The 14,450-nt window shown below is 71.6% G+C and carries 11 protein-coding genes; 4 read left to right on the top strand and 7 right to left on the bottom strand.

Going from position 1 to position 14,450, the window contains the following annotated elements; translation table 11 throughout:
• Nucleotides 1-30 precede the first annotated feature (30 nt).
• Complete coding sequence (locus tag LWJ43_RS03790; RefSeq protein ID WP_277330843.1) at nt 31-618, top strand: GNAT family N-acetyltransferase; 588 nt, start codon at nt 31-33, stop codon at nt 616-618.
• Between the two features lie 9 nt (nt 619-627).
• Here the strand turns inward: LWJ43_RS03790 and LWJ43_RS03785 are convergent, their stop codons facing one another.
• Both LWJ43_RS03785 and LWJ43_RS03780 read right to left on the bottom strand, forming a co-directional pair.
• Nucleotides 628-2,703, bottom strand: a complete 2,076-nt coding sequence (locus LWJ43_RS03785; RefSeq protein ID WP_277330841.1) for an MDR family MFS transporter — start codon at nt 2,701-2,703, stop codon at nt 628-630.
• 56 nt (nt 2,704-2,759) lie between these two features.
• Nucleotides 2,760-3,596 (bottom strand): ATP-grasp domain-containing protein, encoded by an 837-nt coding sequence (locus LWJ43_RS03780; protein WP_277330840.1) that lies wholly within the window; start codon nt 3,594-3,596, stop codon nt 2,760-2,762.
• A gap of 107 nt (nt 3,597-3,703) precedes the next feature.
• Between LWJ43_RS03780 and LWJ43_RS03775 the strand changes: the two genes are divergently transcribed.
• The 3 genes from LWJ43_RS03775 to LWJ43_RS03765 all read left to right on the top strand — a co-directional run bounded on the left by LWJ43_RS03775 (nt 3,704) and on the right by LWJ43_RS03765 (nt 6,381).
• Nucleotides 3,704-4,930, top strand: a complete 1,227-nt coding sequence (locus LWJ43_RS03775) for a cytochrome P450 (protein ID WP_277330839.1) — start codon at nt 3,704-3,706, stop codon at nt 4,928-4,930.
• 231 nt (nt 4,931-5,161) lie between these two features.
• Nucleotides 5,162-5,671 (top strand): Pycsar system effector family protein, encoded by a 510-nt coding sequence (locus LWJ43_RS03770; RefSeq protein WP_277330838.1) that lies wholly within the window; start codon nt 5,162-5,164, stop codon nt 5,669-5,671.
• A gap of 11 nt (nt 5,672-5,682) precedes the next feature.
• Nucleotides 5,683-6,381: a Crp/Fnr family transcriptional regulator gene (locus LWJ43_RS03765; RefSeq protein WP_277330837.1), complete on the top strand. Its 699-nt coding sequence runs from the start codon at nt 5,683-5,685 to the stop codon at nt 6,379-6,381.
• A 57-nt stretch (nt 6,382-6,438) separates the two neighbouring features.
• Here the strand turns inward: LWJ43_RS03765 and LWJ43_RS03760 are convergent, their stop codons facing one another.
• The 5 genes from LWJ43_RS03760 to LWJ43_RS03740 all read right to left on the bottom strand — a co-directional run bounded on the left by LWJ43_RS03760 (nt 6,439) and on the right by LWJ43_RS03740 (nt 14,166).
• Complete coding sequence (locus LWJ43_RS03760; protein ID WP_277330836.1) at nt 6,439-8,052, bottom strand: hypothetical protein; 1,614 nt, start codon at nt 8,050-8,052, stop codon at nt 6,439-6,441.
• A gap of 20 nt (nt 8,053-8,072) precedes the next feature.
• Entirely contained in the window at nt 8,073-9,176 is a 1,104-nt protein-coding gene (locus tag LWJ43_RS03755) for a protein phosphatase 2C domain-containing protein (protein ID WP_277330835.1), read from the bottom strand.
• A gap of 273 nt (nt 9,177-9,449) precedes the next feature.
• Nucleotides 9,450-10,127: a vWA domain-containing protein gene (locus LWJ43_RS03750; protein ID WP_277330834.1), complete on the bottom strand. Its 678-nt coding sequence runs from the start codon at nt 10,125-10,127 to the stop codon at nt 9,450-9,452.
• Nucleotides 10,128-10,142: 15 nt separating this feature from the next.
• Nucleotides 10,143-11,909 (bottom strand): vWA domain-containing protein, encoded by a 1,767-nt coding sequence (locus LWJ43_RS03745; protein ID WP_277330833.1) that lies wholly within the window; start codon nt 11,907-11,909, stop codon nt 10,143-10,145.
• 1 nt (nt 11,910) lies between these two features.
• A complete protein-coding gene (locus LWJ43_RS03740) occupies nt 11,911-14,166 on the bottom strand; it encodes a hypothetical protein (RefSeq protein WP_277330832.1) in 2,256 nt (751 codons plus the stop codon).
• Nucleotides 14,167-14,450 lie beyond the last annotated feature (284 nt).

The following is a 14,450-nucleotide window of genomic DNA, read 5'->3' as shown; positions in this document are numbered from 1 at the left end:
CCGGCGGCCGGATCTTCCTAGGCTCCGCGCATGGACAGCGAGAGCGCGGCGGAGCCGGACGCCGGACGGACACACTGCTGGAGCGGTCGCGGTATCGCCTTCACACCCCTGGAGATCACGGACGCACCGCTGGTGCACCGCTGGCGCTCCGATCCGGTGGCGGCGCACGAGACCGGGGTCTGGCCCGGATCGCTGTACGAGCTGACCGAGCGCATCGAACGCCATCTCGACGACAGCTCCCGCGACGACTTCCTCGTCCTGCTGCCCGACGGTACCCCCGCCGGCCTCATCGCCCTGCACGACCAGCAGATGGCCGAGGGCACCGCGGAGGCGTATCTGATCCTGGACCGGGAACACCGGGGGCGCGGCCTCGGCGTCGCCGCCCTCGACGCCCTCACCGACCTGGCCTTCGGCGAACTGCCGATGCACCGGGTCGAGGCCCTCACCCACACCGACAACGCCGCGGCCCTCTCGGTCCTCGCCGCCGCCGGTTTCGCGCCGGAGGGGATTCGCCGCTCCTCCTGCCTCCACCGGGGCCGCCGCTACGACAACGCCGTGCTGTCCCTGCTCCGCAGCGAGTGGGAGGCCCTGGACCGCCCCCGGTCCTGGGACATCTGAGCGGCGCCGTCACACCGGCGCGGCCATCCGTTCGGTCGACGGGGCCAGTTGCCGCTCCAGGTCCTCGGCGAGCAGCCGCTTGGCGATCACGTCGACCGCGGCCCGTAGCCGCCGGTCGTCGGGGCGGGCACCGTCCTCGGCCAGCCTTTCGTCGAGCCAGCGGCCCCACGCCGCCGAGATCGTCGCCGCCTCACGGCTGCCCGCCGCCGTATGGGTGAAGATCCGGCCGTCCCCGGTGAGGTAGCCCTCCTCGATCATCCGGTCGAAGACGGGCACGAGCACCTCCGGCGGGATCCGGTGCCGGGCCGCGATCAGCCGGAGACCGGCGTGGCCCACCATCCGGGTGAAGAGGTCGACCTGCATCACGGCCCAGGCCCCGGCCATGTCGAGGCGGGTGTCGGACTCCGCGACGATCCGCCGGGCCGTGTCGGGCCCCGCCTGGTGCAGGATCCTGGCGACGGCGGTTTCGAGGACCTTCGCCGGATCCCCGGTGCTCGGCTGGGCGAAACCCTCACCCATGTCCGTGGAGCTCGCACGGGCGCTGTCGCGCAGTTTCACCTGCTTCAGGAAGAGCGAGACGACGAACCCCAGCAGGGCCACCGGAACCGTCCACAGGAAGACCGTGTGGAGGGTGTCCGCGTAGGCCTGCGCGAGGGGCGCGGTCTGTCCGGGCGGCAGGGCGTGCACGGCCTGCGGACTCTCCGCGACCCGCGCCAGGGACGCCGGATCGCCGCCTGCCCGCGCCGCCTGTCCGACGCCCTGGGTCAGATTCGGCCGCAGCGCGTTGGCGTAGATCGTGCCGAACACGGCCGTGCCGAACGAGCTGCCGAGCGTGCGGAAGAACGTCACGCCCGAGGTAGCGGTCCCGAGGTCCGAGTAGTCGACCGTGTTCTGCACGGCGATGGTGAGGACCTGCATCGACAGGCCGATACCGATGCCCAGCACCAGCATGTAGAGGGACTCCAGCCAGACCCCGGTGCCCGGCCCCATCCGGGACAGGAGGTAGAGGCCGGCCGCCATCACGAGAGAGCCGACGACGGGGAAGAAGCGGTAGTGGCCCGTCTTGCTGACCACGTTCCCGCTGAAGATCGAGGCCGCCAGCAGGCCGATCACCAGTGGAAGGGTCCGCACCCCGGAGAGGGTGGCGGAGTCCCCGTCGACGTACTGCAGATACGTCGGCAGGTAGATCATCGCACCGAGCATGGCGAAGCCCACGATGAAGCTCAGGATGGAGCAGACCGCGAACACCGGGTTGCCGAACAGCCTCATCGGCAGCATCGGCTCCCTCGCCCGCGTCTCCACCAGACAGAAGAGCGCCAGGGCGATCAGGCCCCCGACGAACAGAGCGACGATGACGGGGGAGCCCCATGCGTACTCGTTGCCGCCCCAGCTCGTGCCGAGGATCAGGGCGCTTGCTCCGACGGCGACCAGCCCGATGCCCAGGTAGTCGATGACCGGCCGTCCGGCCGCGCGCACGGAAGGGATGTTGCGGGCGGCGGCGATCACCACCACGATCGCGATCGGCACATTGACGTAGAACGCCCAGCGCCAGGTCAGATGGTCGGTGAACAGTCCGCCCAGCAGGGGACCGACGACCGTGGCCACGCCGAAGACCGCGCCGATGGCCCCCTGGTACTTGCCCCGGTCCCGCAACGGGATGACGTCGGCGATCAGCGCCATGGAGGTGACCATGAGCCCGCCCGCGCCGACGCCCTGGAGACCACGCCAGATGATCAGCAGCAGCATGTTCGACGCGAGACCGCAGAGGAACGAGCCGGTGATGAAGATGACGGCCGAGATCTGGAAGATCAGCTTCCGGCCGAAGAGGTCACCGAACTTCCCGACCAGCACCGTCGCCACGGTCTCGGCCAGCAGATAGGCCGTCACGACCCAGGACATGTGCTCCGCGCCACCGAGGTCGGAGACGATCGTGGGGAGCGCCGTCCCCACGATCGTCTGGTCCAGCGCGGCGAGCAGGATCCCCAGCACGATGGTGGCGAAGACGATGTTCCGGCGCCTGGGGTCGAGGACGGGTGGCGCTGCGGCACTCTGCACGGCGGGTGGGGTCTCGCTGGCAGTGGTCACCTTCGCAACCCTCACACCCGGCCCGGGCCCACGCATGCGGGGGCGAGCCGGACGGGTCAGGCGAGCAGTTCCTGCACGCAGGCCGTCATCCGGACCACGAACGCCTCGCGGACGTCCTCGGGGACACGGTCGAGGGACAGGTACGGATTGAGGTCCTCCAGCTCGACGAGCAGCAGGCCACCCTCCGGGGTCCGGCAGGCGTCCACCCGCTGGATGCCGTGCGTGAGCGTGTTCCACTCGACGAAGCGGCGTGCGAAGGCCAGGTCCTCGGGGCTCGGCACGTACGGCTCGAGCTCCCAGCGCCGCTCCATACGCGGGGCGTGGAGGGCGTACTGGAAGTCGTGGTCGACGAAGTAGAAGGACACCTCGTAGCGGAAGTCGATCCGGGGCTGCACGAGCAGGGTGCCGTCGGCGTCCTCGGGAAGCTCCGGCCGGTCGGTGAACCGCAGCCCCACCGAGTCCGCGCCGAGCTTGGGCTTGACCACGTACCCGTCCGACCGGGGGAGGAGCCCGAGATCGGCCGCGCGGTCCACGGTCGGGATCACCGGGAAGCCGGCCCGGCTCAGATCGACCAGGTACTGCTTGCCCGCCATGTCCCCGCGCCCGTCCAGCGTGTTGCAGACCCGGGCCCCCGACTCCCGCGCGCGGGCCACGAACGCGTCGTACGCCTCCCGGTGGTACAGGACCGGACCGCTGTTGCGGACGACGACCGCGTCGAAGCCGTCCAGCAGCGCGGCCGCGTCCCCGGGGTGACAGAGCGCGACGTCGAACGTCTCGCGGAGCCGGGACGTCAGGAAGATGTCCTCGTCGCAGTAGCGCCGTCCGTGCGCCTCGTAGGCGAGATCGGTGACGAACAGGACGGAGGGGCGTGGAGCGCCGGGGTTCGCGATCAAGAAGTACTCCCAGGGGGTTCGGTATCGGGCCGGACGTCAATAGCCTTGCGTGTGCTGCCCGTTCACCGTCATGAAGCACCCTGATCTCTGCCCCACAGGAGTCACACGTGTCCCAGGCTTCATCACCGCCCGACATTCTCTCGCCCGCCTTCGCCGCCGATCCCTACGGGGCCTACCGGACGATGCGCGAGAGCGCCCCCCTCATCCACCACGAGCCCACGGGGAGCTACCTCGTGTCCCGGTACGAGGACGTCGAGCGCGTCTTCAAGGACCGGGCCCAGGAGTTCACCACCGAGAACTACGACTGGCAGCTGGAGCCCGTCCACGGCAGGACGATCCTCCAGCTCAGCGGCAGGGAACACGCGGTGCGGCGGGCCCTGGTCGCCCCGGCCTTCCGTGGTGCGGACCTCCAGGAGAAGTTCCTCCCCGTGATCGAGCGCAACGCCCGGGAGCTCATCGACGCCTTCCGGCACACCGGGGAGGCCGACCTCGTCGAGGCGTTCGCGACCCGCTTCCCCGTCCTGGTCATCGCCGACATGCTGGGCCTGGACAGGGGGGACCACCAGCGCTTCCACGGCTGGTACACCAACGTCATCGCCTTCCTCGGCAACCTGGCCGGCGACCCCGAGGTCGCGGCCGCCGGGGAGCGGACCCGCCAGGAGTTCGCCGAGTACATGATCCCGGTGATCCAGCGGCGCAGGGAGGAGCCCGGGGACGACCTGCTCTCCGCGCTCTGCGCCGCCGAGGTCGACGGCGTACGGATGAGCGACGAGGACATCAAGGCGTTCTGCAGCCTGCTGCTCGCCGCCGGCGGCGAGACGACCGACAAGGCCATCGCCTCGGTGTTCTCCAACCTGCTGGCCCATCCCGAGCAACTCGCCGCTGTGCAGCGGGACCGTTCCCTCGTCGACCGGGCCTTCGCCGAGACGCTGCGCTACACCCCGCCGGTCCACATGATCATGCGCCAGACGGCGGGCGAGGTGAAGCTGTCCGGCGGCACCGTCCCGGCCGGGGCCACCGTCACCTGTCTGATCGGGTCGGCCAACCGGGACGGGGCACGCTACGCCGACCCCGACACCTTCGACCTGTTCCGCGACGACCTGACCAGCACCACGGCGTTCTCGGCGGCCGCCGACCACCTGGCGTTCGCGCTGGGCCGGCACTTCTGCGTGGGTGCGCTGCTGGCCCGGGCCGAGGTCGAGACCGGGGTGAACCAGCTGCTCGACGCCATGCCGGACCTGCGGCTCGCCGAAGGCTTCAGCCCGGTCGAGGAGGGCGTCTTCACCCGGGGCCCGGCAGCACTGCCCGTGCGGTTCACCCCGACCGGGGTGTGAACGGGAGCCGGGCGGCGGTCGGCCCCGCGGGAGGCCGATCGCCGTCCGGTCATGTGCACGGCGCCGGCCGGCACCGCGCTGCGGACCCCAGGCCTGAGCGGCCCCTCCGCAGTGGCCCCTCCGAAGCAAGTCCGTCGGTGGCAGCGCTGGTCGAGGTGGTCGACAAGGCGCCGCCCAGCGCCCTTCCCGCGGCTACAATGGCGACGGCTTCGAGGATCGGGGGATGTCTCAGTGTCGCAGGAAGAGTCTCAGGCCCAGGCGGTGCGGACGGCCTGGCAGATCCACGCCGCGCTCCAGGAGTCGACCCGCACGGTCGACGCCAAGGCGTCCTTCGCCCTGGCCATGGAGTCCGCCGCCCTCGCCGGGATCGCGGCCCTGGCCGGCGACGGCCGCGCACTCGATCGTGTGACCGGGTTCGCCGAGATCGTCCTCTGGTCCGGCGTAGGCCTCATCGGGCTCTCCGCGATCCTCGCCGTACTCGTGGTCCTGCCGCGCCACGACGGCGCGGGCCGGTCGCCCGACCCCGGCGAGGACGAGTTCCTCTTCTACGGCCATCTGCGTCACTGGGCCCCGGGGGACCTCGCCCAGCGGCTCGCACGGACCGACGCCCTGCCCACGCTCAGCCGGCAGATCGTCGTGATGAGCGCGATCGCCTGGACGAAGCACAGGCGTGTCCAGCAGTCCCTGGTGGCCGCCGTCGTCGGCACCTTGCTGGTCGCGGTCGTCCTGGTGCTGCCCTGAACCGGCCCGCCGTGGACAGCGCGCCGCGGCGCCGGCCCCGCCGGATGCCTTTCTGGTCGCTGCTCGACGACGAGTCGAGGACCCCGCTGCTCACCGCCGGCCGCATGGTGGCCTTCCCGCCCAAGGACACCCTGCTGCGTCAGAACGACTTCACCGACCATCTGCTCGTCATACGGAGCGGCTGTGCCAAGGTCGCGGCCGGTTCCGCCGCCGGATACCAGGCGGTGCTGGCCATTCGCAGGCCCGGAGACCTGCTCGGCGAGCAGGCCGCTCTGGACGGAGGACCACGCTCGGCCACCCTCACGTCGCTGACCAGGGTCGAGGCCCTGATGATCCCGTCGTCCGCGTTCCGCGCGGCCGTGCGGTCCGTGCCCGTGATCGCCCTCGCCCTTCAGCAGGTGCTCTCCGAACGCCTCCGTGAGTCGGACGGCCACCGGACGGCCGTGGGCTCCGAGGCCGTCCAGGCGAGGCTGGCCGCACTTCTGCTGGAACTCGGCGCCGAGTACGGGCGCCCCCAGTCGAACGGCGCGGTCCTCATCGCCCTGCCACTGTCCCAGGACGACTTCGCGGGCCTCGTCCTCAGCTCTCGGAGGACGGTCACTCGCGTCCTCGAGCAGTGGCGCGGCCTCGGCTGGGTCACGACCGGCCGCAACAGGCTGACCATCGACCGGCCGGACGAGCTGAAGCGGCTGAGCGCGTCGGGGCATTAGCCCGGTCCCGGTCGCCTGGGGGCCGGCCGGATCGCGGCGCGCGGCGGGGGAGCACGGTCACACCTCGTCCCAGGACATCGTGGTAAGCCCGTGCTGTTCGGCCGACGGATTCCAGGCGGCGACGAAATCCTTCTTCGCCCTCGTCGCCCGCTCACTGGCGCCGGCCGCCTCGAGCCAGTACGACGAGGACGTCACGCCCTCGGACGTGCACCCGTCCATCACCTCCTCCGCCAGCATCGCGTAGGCGCGGTCGGCGTCGGCCGACGCCTGCCAGCCGGATCGGAGATCGCCCGTCATGCTGTCGGACAGAAGATCGGGACCGAGATCCTCCAGGTCCTGCACGAGTTCGTCCCGCTCGGCCGCCGCGTCCTCGAACACCTTCTTGACCACACGGAGTCCGGAGCGGCCCGGGCAGCTCGTCATCCGGCTGACCGCCTCGCCGACGTCGCTGCGATTGCCCTCGTTGCGTTCGAGCAGGTTGCCCAGGGCCCGGAGCTGCCCCTCCTCGGAATCCTGGCCGGCGGATTCGGACGTGCCGCTCCCGGGGTCCTGGCCCGGGAGTGAGGAACTGCCGGAGCCGGAGGGGGGATCCCCCTGCTCCAACGCCTCGTAGAGATCGGGACCGTAGACGAGGGCGAGAACGGCCAGCACGAGGGCGACGAACCACCTGCCCGTCTTCGACTTGCCCTGCCGGGGCGGTGCCGGCCGTCGTGCCGAGGAAGTCCGCACCGGCGGGGGCGGCGTGTGGGGAACGGGCGGCGGTGTCTGCCCGGCGCCCCCTGACACCGGTGCGGCCGGCGGTACGGAGGACCGCTGCGGTGCCGTCGGCAGCGTCGCCGGGGCGTCGGCGGCCGCAGCGGCCAGTGCGTCCAGCCACTGTTCCAGGACCGGCCGACGGGCGGGATCGGTGGACAGGCTCTGCTCGGCGAGCTGTCCCACGGCCTGGTTCGTGGCCTGCAGCACCGCCACGTCATGGCCGTCCTGCTCTCCCGCGAAGAGCCGCGAGGCGAGCAGTGCGAACTTGTAGGTGTCACCCGTCGCGCTGCCCATGCGCTCGCCGGACGGCAGGCCCCAGTTGGGTGTCTCCACGGCCGGCAGGGCCCACTCGCCCCGCAGCGCCATCGCGTCGCAGTCGATGAGGAAGCAACTGGGCTCCCGGTCGAGGCAGAAGAGCACGTTGTTCGGTGACACGTCGCCCACGACGACTCCGAGCGAGTGCAGTCGCACCAGCGTGCGGGCGAGGTCCAGAAGCAGCTCGAACCGCTGCCGGGGTGTGATGTCGAAGCCCGCCCGCCGGAAGTAGGCCGGCGGGTTCAGCAGGTACTGGAAGCCCGCGGGCTTCGGCTTGTCCGGCTCGAAGGCGAACCGGCGGAAGAACCGTTCGGGGATCTGCCGCATCAGGAAGCCGCTCACCCCGGCGGAGTCGGTCACCAGCACGGCCGGCCAGGCGGTGCACCCGGCGAGCCACCGGCCGGTACCGACGGGCAGGGACGGAACGAAATCGACCATCGCGGAGAGCACGTCGGCCTTGAGCAGGGGCCGGATCCTGGCGTGGTACTCCTTGTACGCCACCGGCCAGGACCCGTTGATCGTCCGGCCCTGGACCGCCCACACCGAACCCTGGCCGCCGGCGTTGAACTTCGGCCCCTTGGTGACCCGGTCGGCGTCCATGGAACCTGGACGGGCCCCGGTCATCCCGCGGCCCCGCGTGCCCCGGCCACGCCCCCTGCCGCCTCCGGCCAGGCCGCCGAGGCTCCCGGACTGCCGCTCTCGTCGAGGCGGTGCCGCGGCCAGACGGCGAGCAGGGTCCGGTCGTCGTCGAACGTCTCCCGGGAGAAGTCGAGCAGTTGCGCGACGGCCTGGGGTTCTCGCGGCGGCCGGCCCAACTCGTACGCCATCACCGACCCGATCCTCCCCGTACCGTCTCCCAGCGGATCACCGAACCCGTCCGTCCCGATCAACAGCACCCCCTCCTCGGGAAACGTGTACCAGGTCCCCTCTATCCGAGGCGGCACCCACGGAAGGGCGGACACCGCGGAGGAGAAGACCCCGTCCGCCCGTTCCTCCTTACCGCCCGTCAACGGGTGGAAGCGGGACTCGTGCAGCATCCAGGCGCCGCTGTCTCCCACGTGCACCAGATTGACCTCCAGCCGGCCGTCCCCCGTGATGCGCACGACCCCTGTCACCAGAGTCGTCGCCAACAGGGCCTGGGCCTCCTCCCGTTGCTCACGCGTCGGTTCCGCACCGCGGGTGACCCGCATGATCAGCTGGTAGGCAGCCGCCGTCACCGTACGTTTCCAGTCGACCTGCGGGCGTCCCTCGTCGAGTTGCCGCAGCACGTCGGCGACCGCGGTACGGCAGGCCAGCGCCGCGCCCACATGCGACTGAGGGGCGGACGAGACCCCGTCCGCCACCGCGAACACCACCGACCCCGTCGGTTCGTGCCAAGCCACCACGATGTCGTCCTGGCGGGGCTGCCCGCCGAACCGGTGCGCGTCACCGCGCACGGAGGCCATCCGGACCGTGAGCCCCGGTGTGGACCAGCCGTCGAAGAGGGTGTCGGGCCGGTAGGGGTCGGAGGGCGGCGGCTTCGGCTCGAACCGGGCGGTCGGCCGGCCGAGGACGAACCGCGACCAGGCCGGCGTCTGAGCCCCCGGCAGCCGGGGCTCCCGTGTCGCTTGAACGGGGGGGACGACGGTCAGGAGGCCGGGGCGGCAGCGGGGAAGGCGTCCGCCGGCCCTGTGCCGCCGGAGGCCGTGAGCCGGTCGGCGGCCCGTCGCCCGGAGATCCGTCATGACCGGGTACGGGCGAGTGCCGCCCCGAGGGCACGGACCCGTGCCCCGGCTGCTGGGGGTGGGGGCCGCCGGCCGGGGGCCGCTCGCCCGGGGGCCGGCCGGGTCCAGGGAATCCGGAGGGTCCGGAGGGTCCGGAGGGTCTGGAGGGTCCGAAAGCACCGGGGGACCCGGATGGCCCGGAGGGTCCGACGGCGCCGGAGGGTCCGGAGGACTCGGAAGGGCCCGGGGGCTCGTCCTCGTTCTCCTGCCGGCGCCCGAAGAAACGAGCCACGCTCACACCTCGTCAATCGCGAGCCGGAAGCCTTCCGGCCGCTCGACCACGAGTTCGGGGTGTCCGGACGCCATGGCGTTGCCGGACTCCACGACGCTCTTGGTGAGCGCGGTGAAGAACCGGGCGATGGAGGCGCCCAGTTGGGCGCCCGGCACCGAGATGAAGGCGAAGTCCGACTGGGTGGCGACGCTGAGCATCGTCCCGGCCTCGGCCTGGCCGATGCCGCAGGCGATGATGTTGGGCGCGGCCTTGGTCACCGAACGGTCCGTGAGCTCCCGGTGCCTGTCCTGCCAGGCCTCACCTGAATTGGGCTGGCCGTCACTGAGGAAGAACACCGCCGGCCGGTGCACGCGGTAGCCCTGGCTCTTGAGCGTGTCCACATCCTGCGGTATGCGCCGCAGCAGTGCGCCGAAGGCCGCCTCGTAACTCGTGCCGCCGCTCGCCGTCAGCCGGGGCAGTTCGTTCTCGGCGCGCAGATCGGCGAGGATCAGCCGCTCGGTCACACTGTTGGCGAAGCCCAGCACGGAGAACCGGACCTTCGCCGCGGCCATCGGTTCACCGAGCAGGGACAGGTGCAGCGAGGCGAGCCCTGCATTGAGGTCACCGACGTACGGGTGCATGGAACCGGACTCGTCCGCCAGCACGTACACGGGCAACAGTTGCCCTTGGTTTTCAGCCATTTCTTCCGAGTCCTTCTACTCGACATCTTCGAGGGTGCTCAGCCCCCGTGGGCGTTCCAGCCGGAGCTCCGAGGAGCCCGCGACCGCACTGCGCCCCAGGTGGAGCACGGTGTTCTGGAGGAGCATCGAGAACTGCGCCACCGACTCCGGGAGACCGGCCCGCGCGTCCGCCGAGACAGCGAATTCGGAGGGGCTGGCGATCCGCGCCACCGTGCGCCGATCGGTCGTGCCGATGCCACAGGCGACGATGTTGGGCCGGTAGCGGTGCCTCATCAGCTCCTCGTGGGCGGCCTGCCACGCACCGCCGTCCTCCGGGTCTCCGACGGCGAGGAAGAAGACGGTGGGGCGGTTGACCCGCGTAGCCTGCTGCTTGAGCCGTTCCGTCTCCAGGGGTACGAGCTCCAGCAGACGGCGGAAGGCCGGTTCGTAACGGCAGCCGTCCCCGGTCTGGAGATCGGGGACACCGGTCTGCCACGAGACCTGGGTGAGTGGCATCCGGACGTCGGCCGTGTCGCTGAAGGTCAGCACGGACAGCCGGACGGCAGAGGTCACGTCCGGACTGTTGGCGAGCACGGTCTGCAGCGACCGCAGCGCGTCACGGAGCTCGGTGACACAGCCGGCCGCGGCCGAGGAGGTGTCCAGCACGACGTAGACCGGAGCCAGGCCGACCGCTGTCCGAGGGCTGCCGGACGGCTCGGCGGACGGGGAGGAACCGGACGACCGCGTCCCCGTCGGCCGGGTTCCGCCCCACGGAGGAGTCGTTGGCGGCCCGGTCGTGGAAGCCGGGTCCGCCGGCGGCGACGGCTGCGACGCCGCCGGCAGGGCGTGCGCCGCGGCCGGTGCTCCGGTGCCCGGCGGCAGCATCCCGCCGAAGGAGCCGGCGGCAGGACCGAGCACACCCTCGCGCAGCCCCGGAACGTCCACCTCCCGCACGATGCCCTTGTCGATCATGTACCGGACCATCTCGACCTGGCGCTGCTCCTGATCCAGCGCCCGCTGCTGCCGTGCCTCGTCCCAGCGCAGGAGCAGTTCCATGGACTTCTCGGTGTCGCCCGGATGTTTCGCCAGGTGCTCGAGGATCAGACCGCGGAAGTCGAGTTGCACCGCGGAGAGAGCGGCACGCTCCCGCCTGTCCCGGGCGATGCGGGACTCCTGCTCGATGTCCTTGACCGCCTCCTGGTGGAGGGTGGTCCCGATGACCGCGTTGTGCTGCAGGCGGCCCATCTCCGACGCACGGCCGGCCTCGGTCCGGCCGCGGATGAACTCCCGGGCCGCTTCGTCGGGTTCGAGCTGGACATCGCAGTAGTAGAGCGTCATGCCCTCGGGCAGCGGGAGGGGCAGCGCCAGGGAACCGTTGATCCTGGCCTGCGCCTCGAACGCCTCGTCGATCGCGAACCGCGCCGCGTGCGGGCGGATCTTGCTGATCAGATGCGGGTAGACCGCGCTGAGCACATCGGGGAGATTGCTCCGCACCACCGCGACCGGGTCATGCACCCGGAATCCGACGTCGATGGTCGCTTCGAACCGGTGTGCCTGGTCCTTGCAGGTCAGAGGGGTCCTGGTGAGTTTGGCCGTACGCCGGTGGTCACCCAGGTCCACGACGTAACACACCTTGTTCTTGCCCAGCCACCGCTGGGTCATCGTCCGGTGCCGGGGCGACTCGATCTCCCATCCGCCGCCCTCCAAGGGGTAGACGACCGCGAAGTTCGGCGGCAGGCCGGGAAGGGTGTCGAGCTGGGCACGGGGGACCGGCCGGTTGTTCAGGATCAGTGAGACTGTCATGTCACACCCCTTCCAGATCGAGCTGGGCACGGACGACGGCGGTGGCCAGGGGCAGCGGTGCCAACTCGTCCCGGTCGACCCAGTCGGCCGCACACCTCCGCAGGATCCGTCCCGTCCTCGGGTCCCCGTAGGCGAGCGCGCCCACCATCAGCTGGAACATGTCCCGAAGCCCCTCGTCGCGTTCGGCGAGTGCCGCCCAGTTGCGCAGCACCTGCTGCGCCTCCCCGCCGAAGTCGGCCTGGTTGAGCGCCTCACGCCACAGACCGATGAAGGGCGGGCGCAGGTCCTCGCGGTGGTGGGCCAGATAGAGGAGGGCGGGCCACTGCTCCACCTCACCGTCGGTTCCCCACTCGTCCCTGCCCACCACGACCTGAGCCGCGACGATGAGGAACGAGAGCAGTGCCGTCGGCCGCCCGCGGTGGTCGGAGGCCCGCTCGTGGAGGGTGTGGAGCACCAGCCCCGTCGTATCCGGGTTCCGTGCGAGCAGATCGGTCAGGCTGCGGCCGATGGCCACGGCCACGGTCGCCCGGTCGACGACCGCGAGGCGGACCAGCGCCGGGACGGCGACTTCGGGATCCTCACGCATGCCGTACACGCGAGCCGCCGTCGCCTGGCCGAAGGGCTGGCTCCGGTCGGCGAACCAGCCCTGCACCAGGACGTCCGCCCGCTCCGCGATCCAGGGATCACGCGAGGCGACCCGCAGCGCGTAGGCGACCGCGTCGCGGTACAGCAAGTTCCCGCTCAGTGCCCAGCCGTGGAAGAGCTGGTCGCAGAGGTAGGTGTAGGACTCGGCCGCGATCGCCCCGAGCGCCGCGGCGGCGTAGATCCGCACCTCTTCCGCGGGCTCCACGACCAGCTCGGACAACCAGTCGAGCAGCTCACCCTGGATCTCGTACTGGATCCAGGCATGCCGGATGACCCTTCGCGGATAGGAGGGGTCCTTGTACTCCAGCGCGCGGCCCGGTTCACCGTCCTCCTTGACCGTGTCCCGGGCGCGCAGCCGTGTCAGCTGCGTGCGGCGCGGAGCGGCGAACGGGTCCTTGACACGGGGCAGGCCGCCGTCCGGCCCGGCCATCAGCACATGGGGGCGGTCGTCCTCCAGCCGTTCGCGCAAGGACCTGGCCGCAGCGGCGATGTACTCCTGCGGCAGGCCGTTGAGCACGGCGAGGGACAGGGCCAGGCTCCGGACGGCGGGCTCCCTCAGGCTCTCGACCCAGATGTCGAAGTCCTCGTCGGCCAGACGCGCGCGGCGCAGCTTGATGTTCTCGGGATCCAGCCGGCCGGTGTCCCACTCCTCGATGATCGCGGCAGCCAGATCGGCCGCCTGCTTGCAGGCGGGGTCGCCGCCGAGCAGTTCGTCCAGCAGGTTCACGATGCCGGCGTCGGAGAGAAGCCGGTCCCGGACGGCGTCGCCCAGCCTCCAGCGCAGATGCGAGGAGACGATGCCGTGGTGGTCGGGAGCCTCGACGACGTCGACGACGGCCGCCAGGAGTTCGCTGTCCGCCACGTCGGCGCTGGACACGGTCATCACCAGCCACGCACCCGCGACGGCGAGCGCGCCCTGGACCTTCTCGTACACCTCGCCGCGCAGTCCGGCGATCGCGGACGGCTGGTCCAGGAGGAAGGCCGCGCCCCGCTCGACGGATTCCGTGCCGCGCTCCAGGAGGTCGGCGAGGGAGCCGAAGTCGACATCACTGTCGAGGTGGTACTTGGCCGTGGCCCCCATGCCCTGGAGCAGCCGCAGCGCCATGGCCGTCTTCCCGTACCCCGGGGCACCGCGCAGGATCAGCAGATGCCGGCCCGCCAGGGCCTCCCGGGCGGCAGGCAGGCCCGGCGGCTCCTCGTAGGCGAAACGTACCCGCTCGTCCATGAGCGGAGAGACGGCCCGCAGGCGCCGCTGGGCGCCCCCGAGGAGCAGGACGTACTTGTCGCCGCCGACGACATCGCCCTCGACGTTGGCGAAGGCGTTGCGCACCCGGTCGTGGCGGAGTGACCCCTCACCCATACGGCCGGTCGCGTCGAAGGACTCGGCACCCGGACCCGACCGGGGAGGCTCTCCCGGTGCGCTGTCCGTGCTGCCGCTCTGCGGCGCGCCGCCCGCGCCGTCCGGCGCCGCGCCACCCGCCCCGGACGGCTGTGCCGGGCCGGGCGGGGCGACGGCGTTGCCCGCCGCCCCGCCCGGCCCGCCCCCCGTACCGGGTGCGGGAGCCGCTCCCGCGGCTCCCGCACCCGGCGCTCCCCCCGTCGGTGTGGTCATGGCCGGACCGGTCCGGTCGTATGGACGGTGACGGTCTTGTCGCCCTGGAACACATCTCCGTGGACGGTTCCGACGCTGATCCCGGCGCCGCCCGCCGGCTGCCGGCCGGTCGCCGACCCCTCCTGCCCGCCCGTGTCCGCGCGGGCTGCACGGGGCTCTGCCGCGTCCCCGTCCTGCCCGGTCTGTCCGTCCTGCCCGGCCGGTCCGGAGGAGGCGCCCCCGAGCCCGGGGGGGTGCGGGAGACCCGGGCACGGTCACCCAACTGCCGATGAGCTCACCATGTT

This window comes from Streptomyces sp. JH34 (assembly GCF_029428875.1).
Taxonomy (GTDB): domain Bacteria; phylum Actinomycetota; class Actinomycetes; order Streptomycetales; family Streptomycetaceae; genus Streptomyces.
Note: the sequence above shows the minus strand (reverse complement) of the source record. Positions and strands in the feature narration are given on the sequence as shown.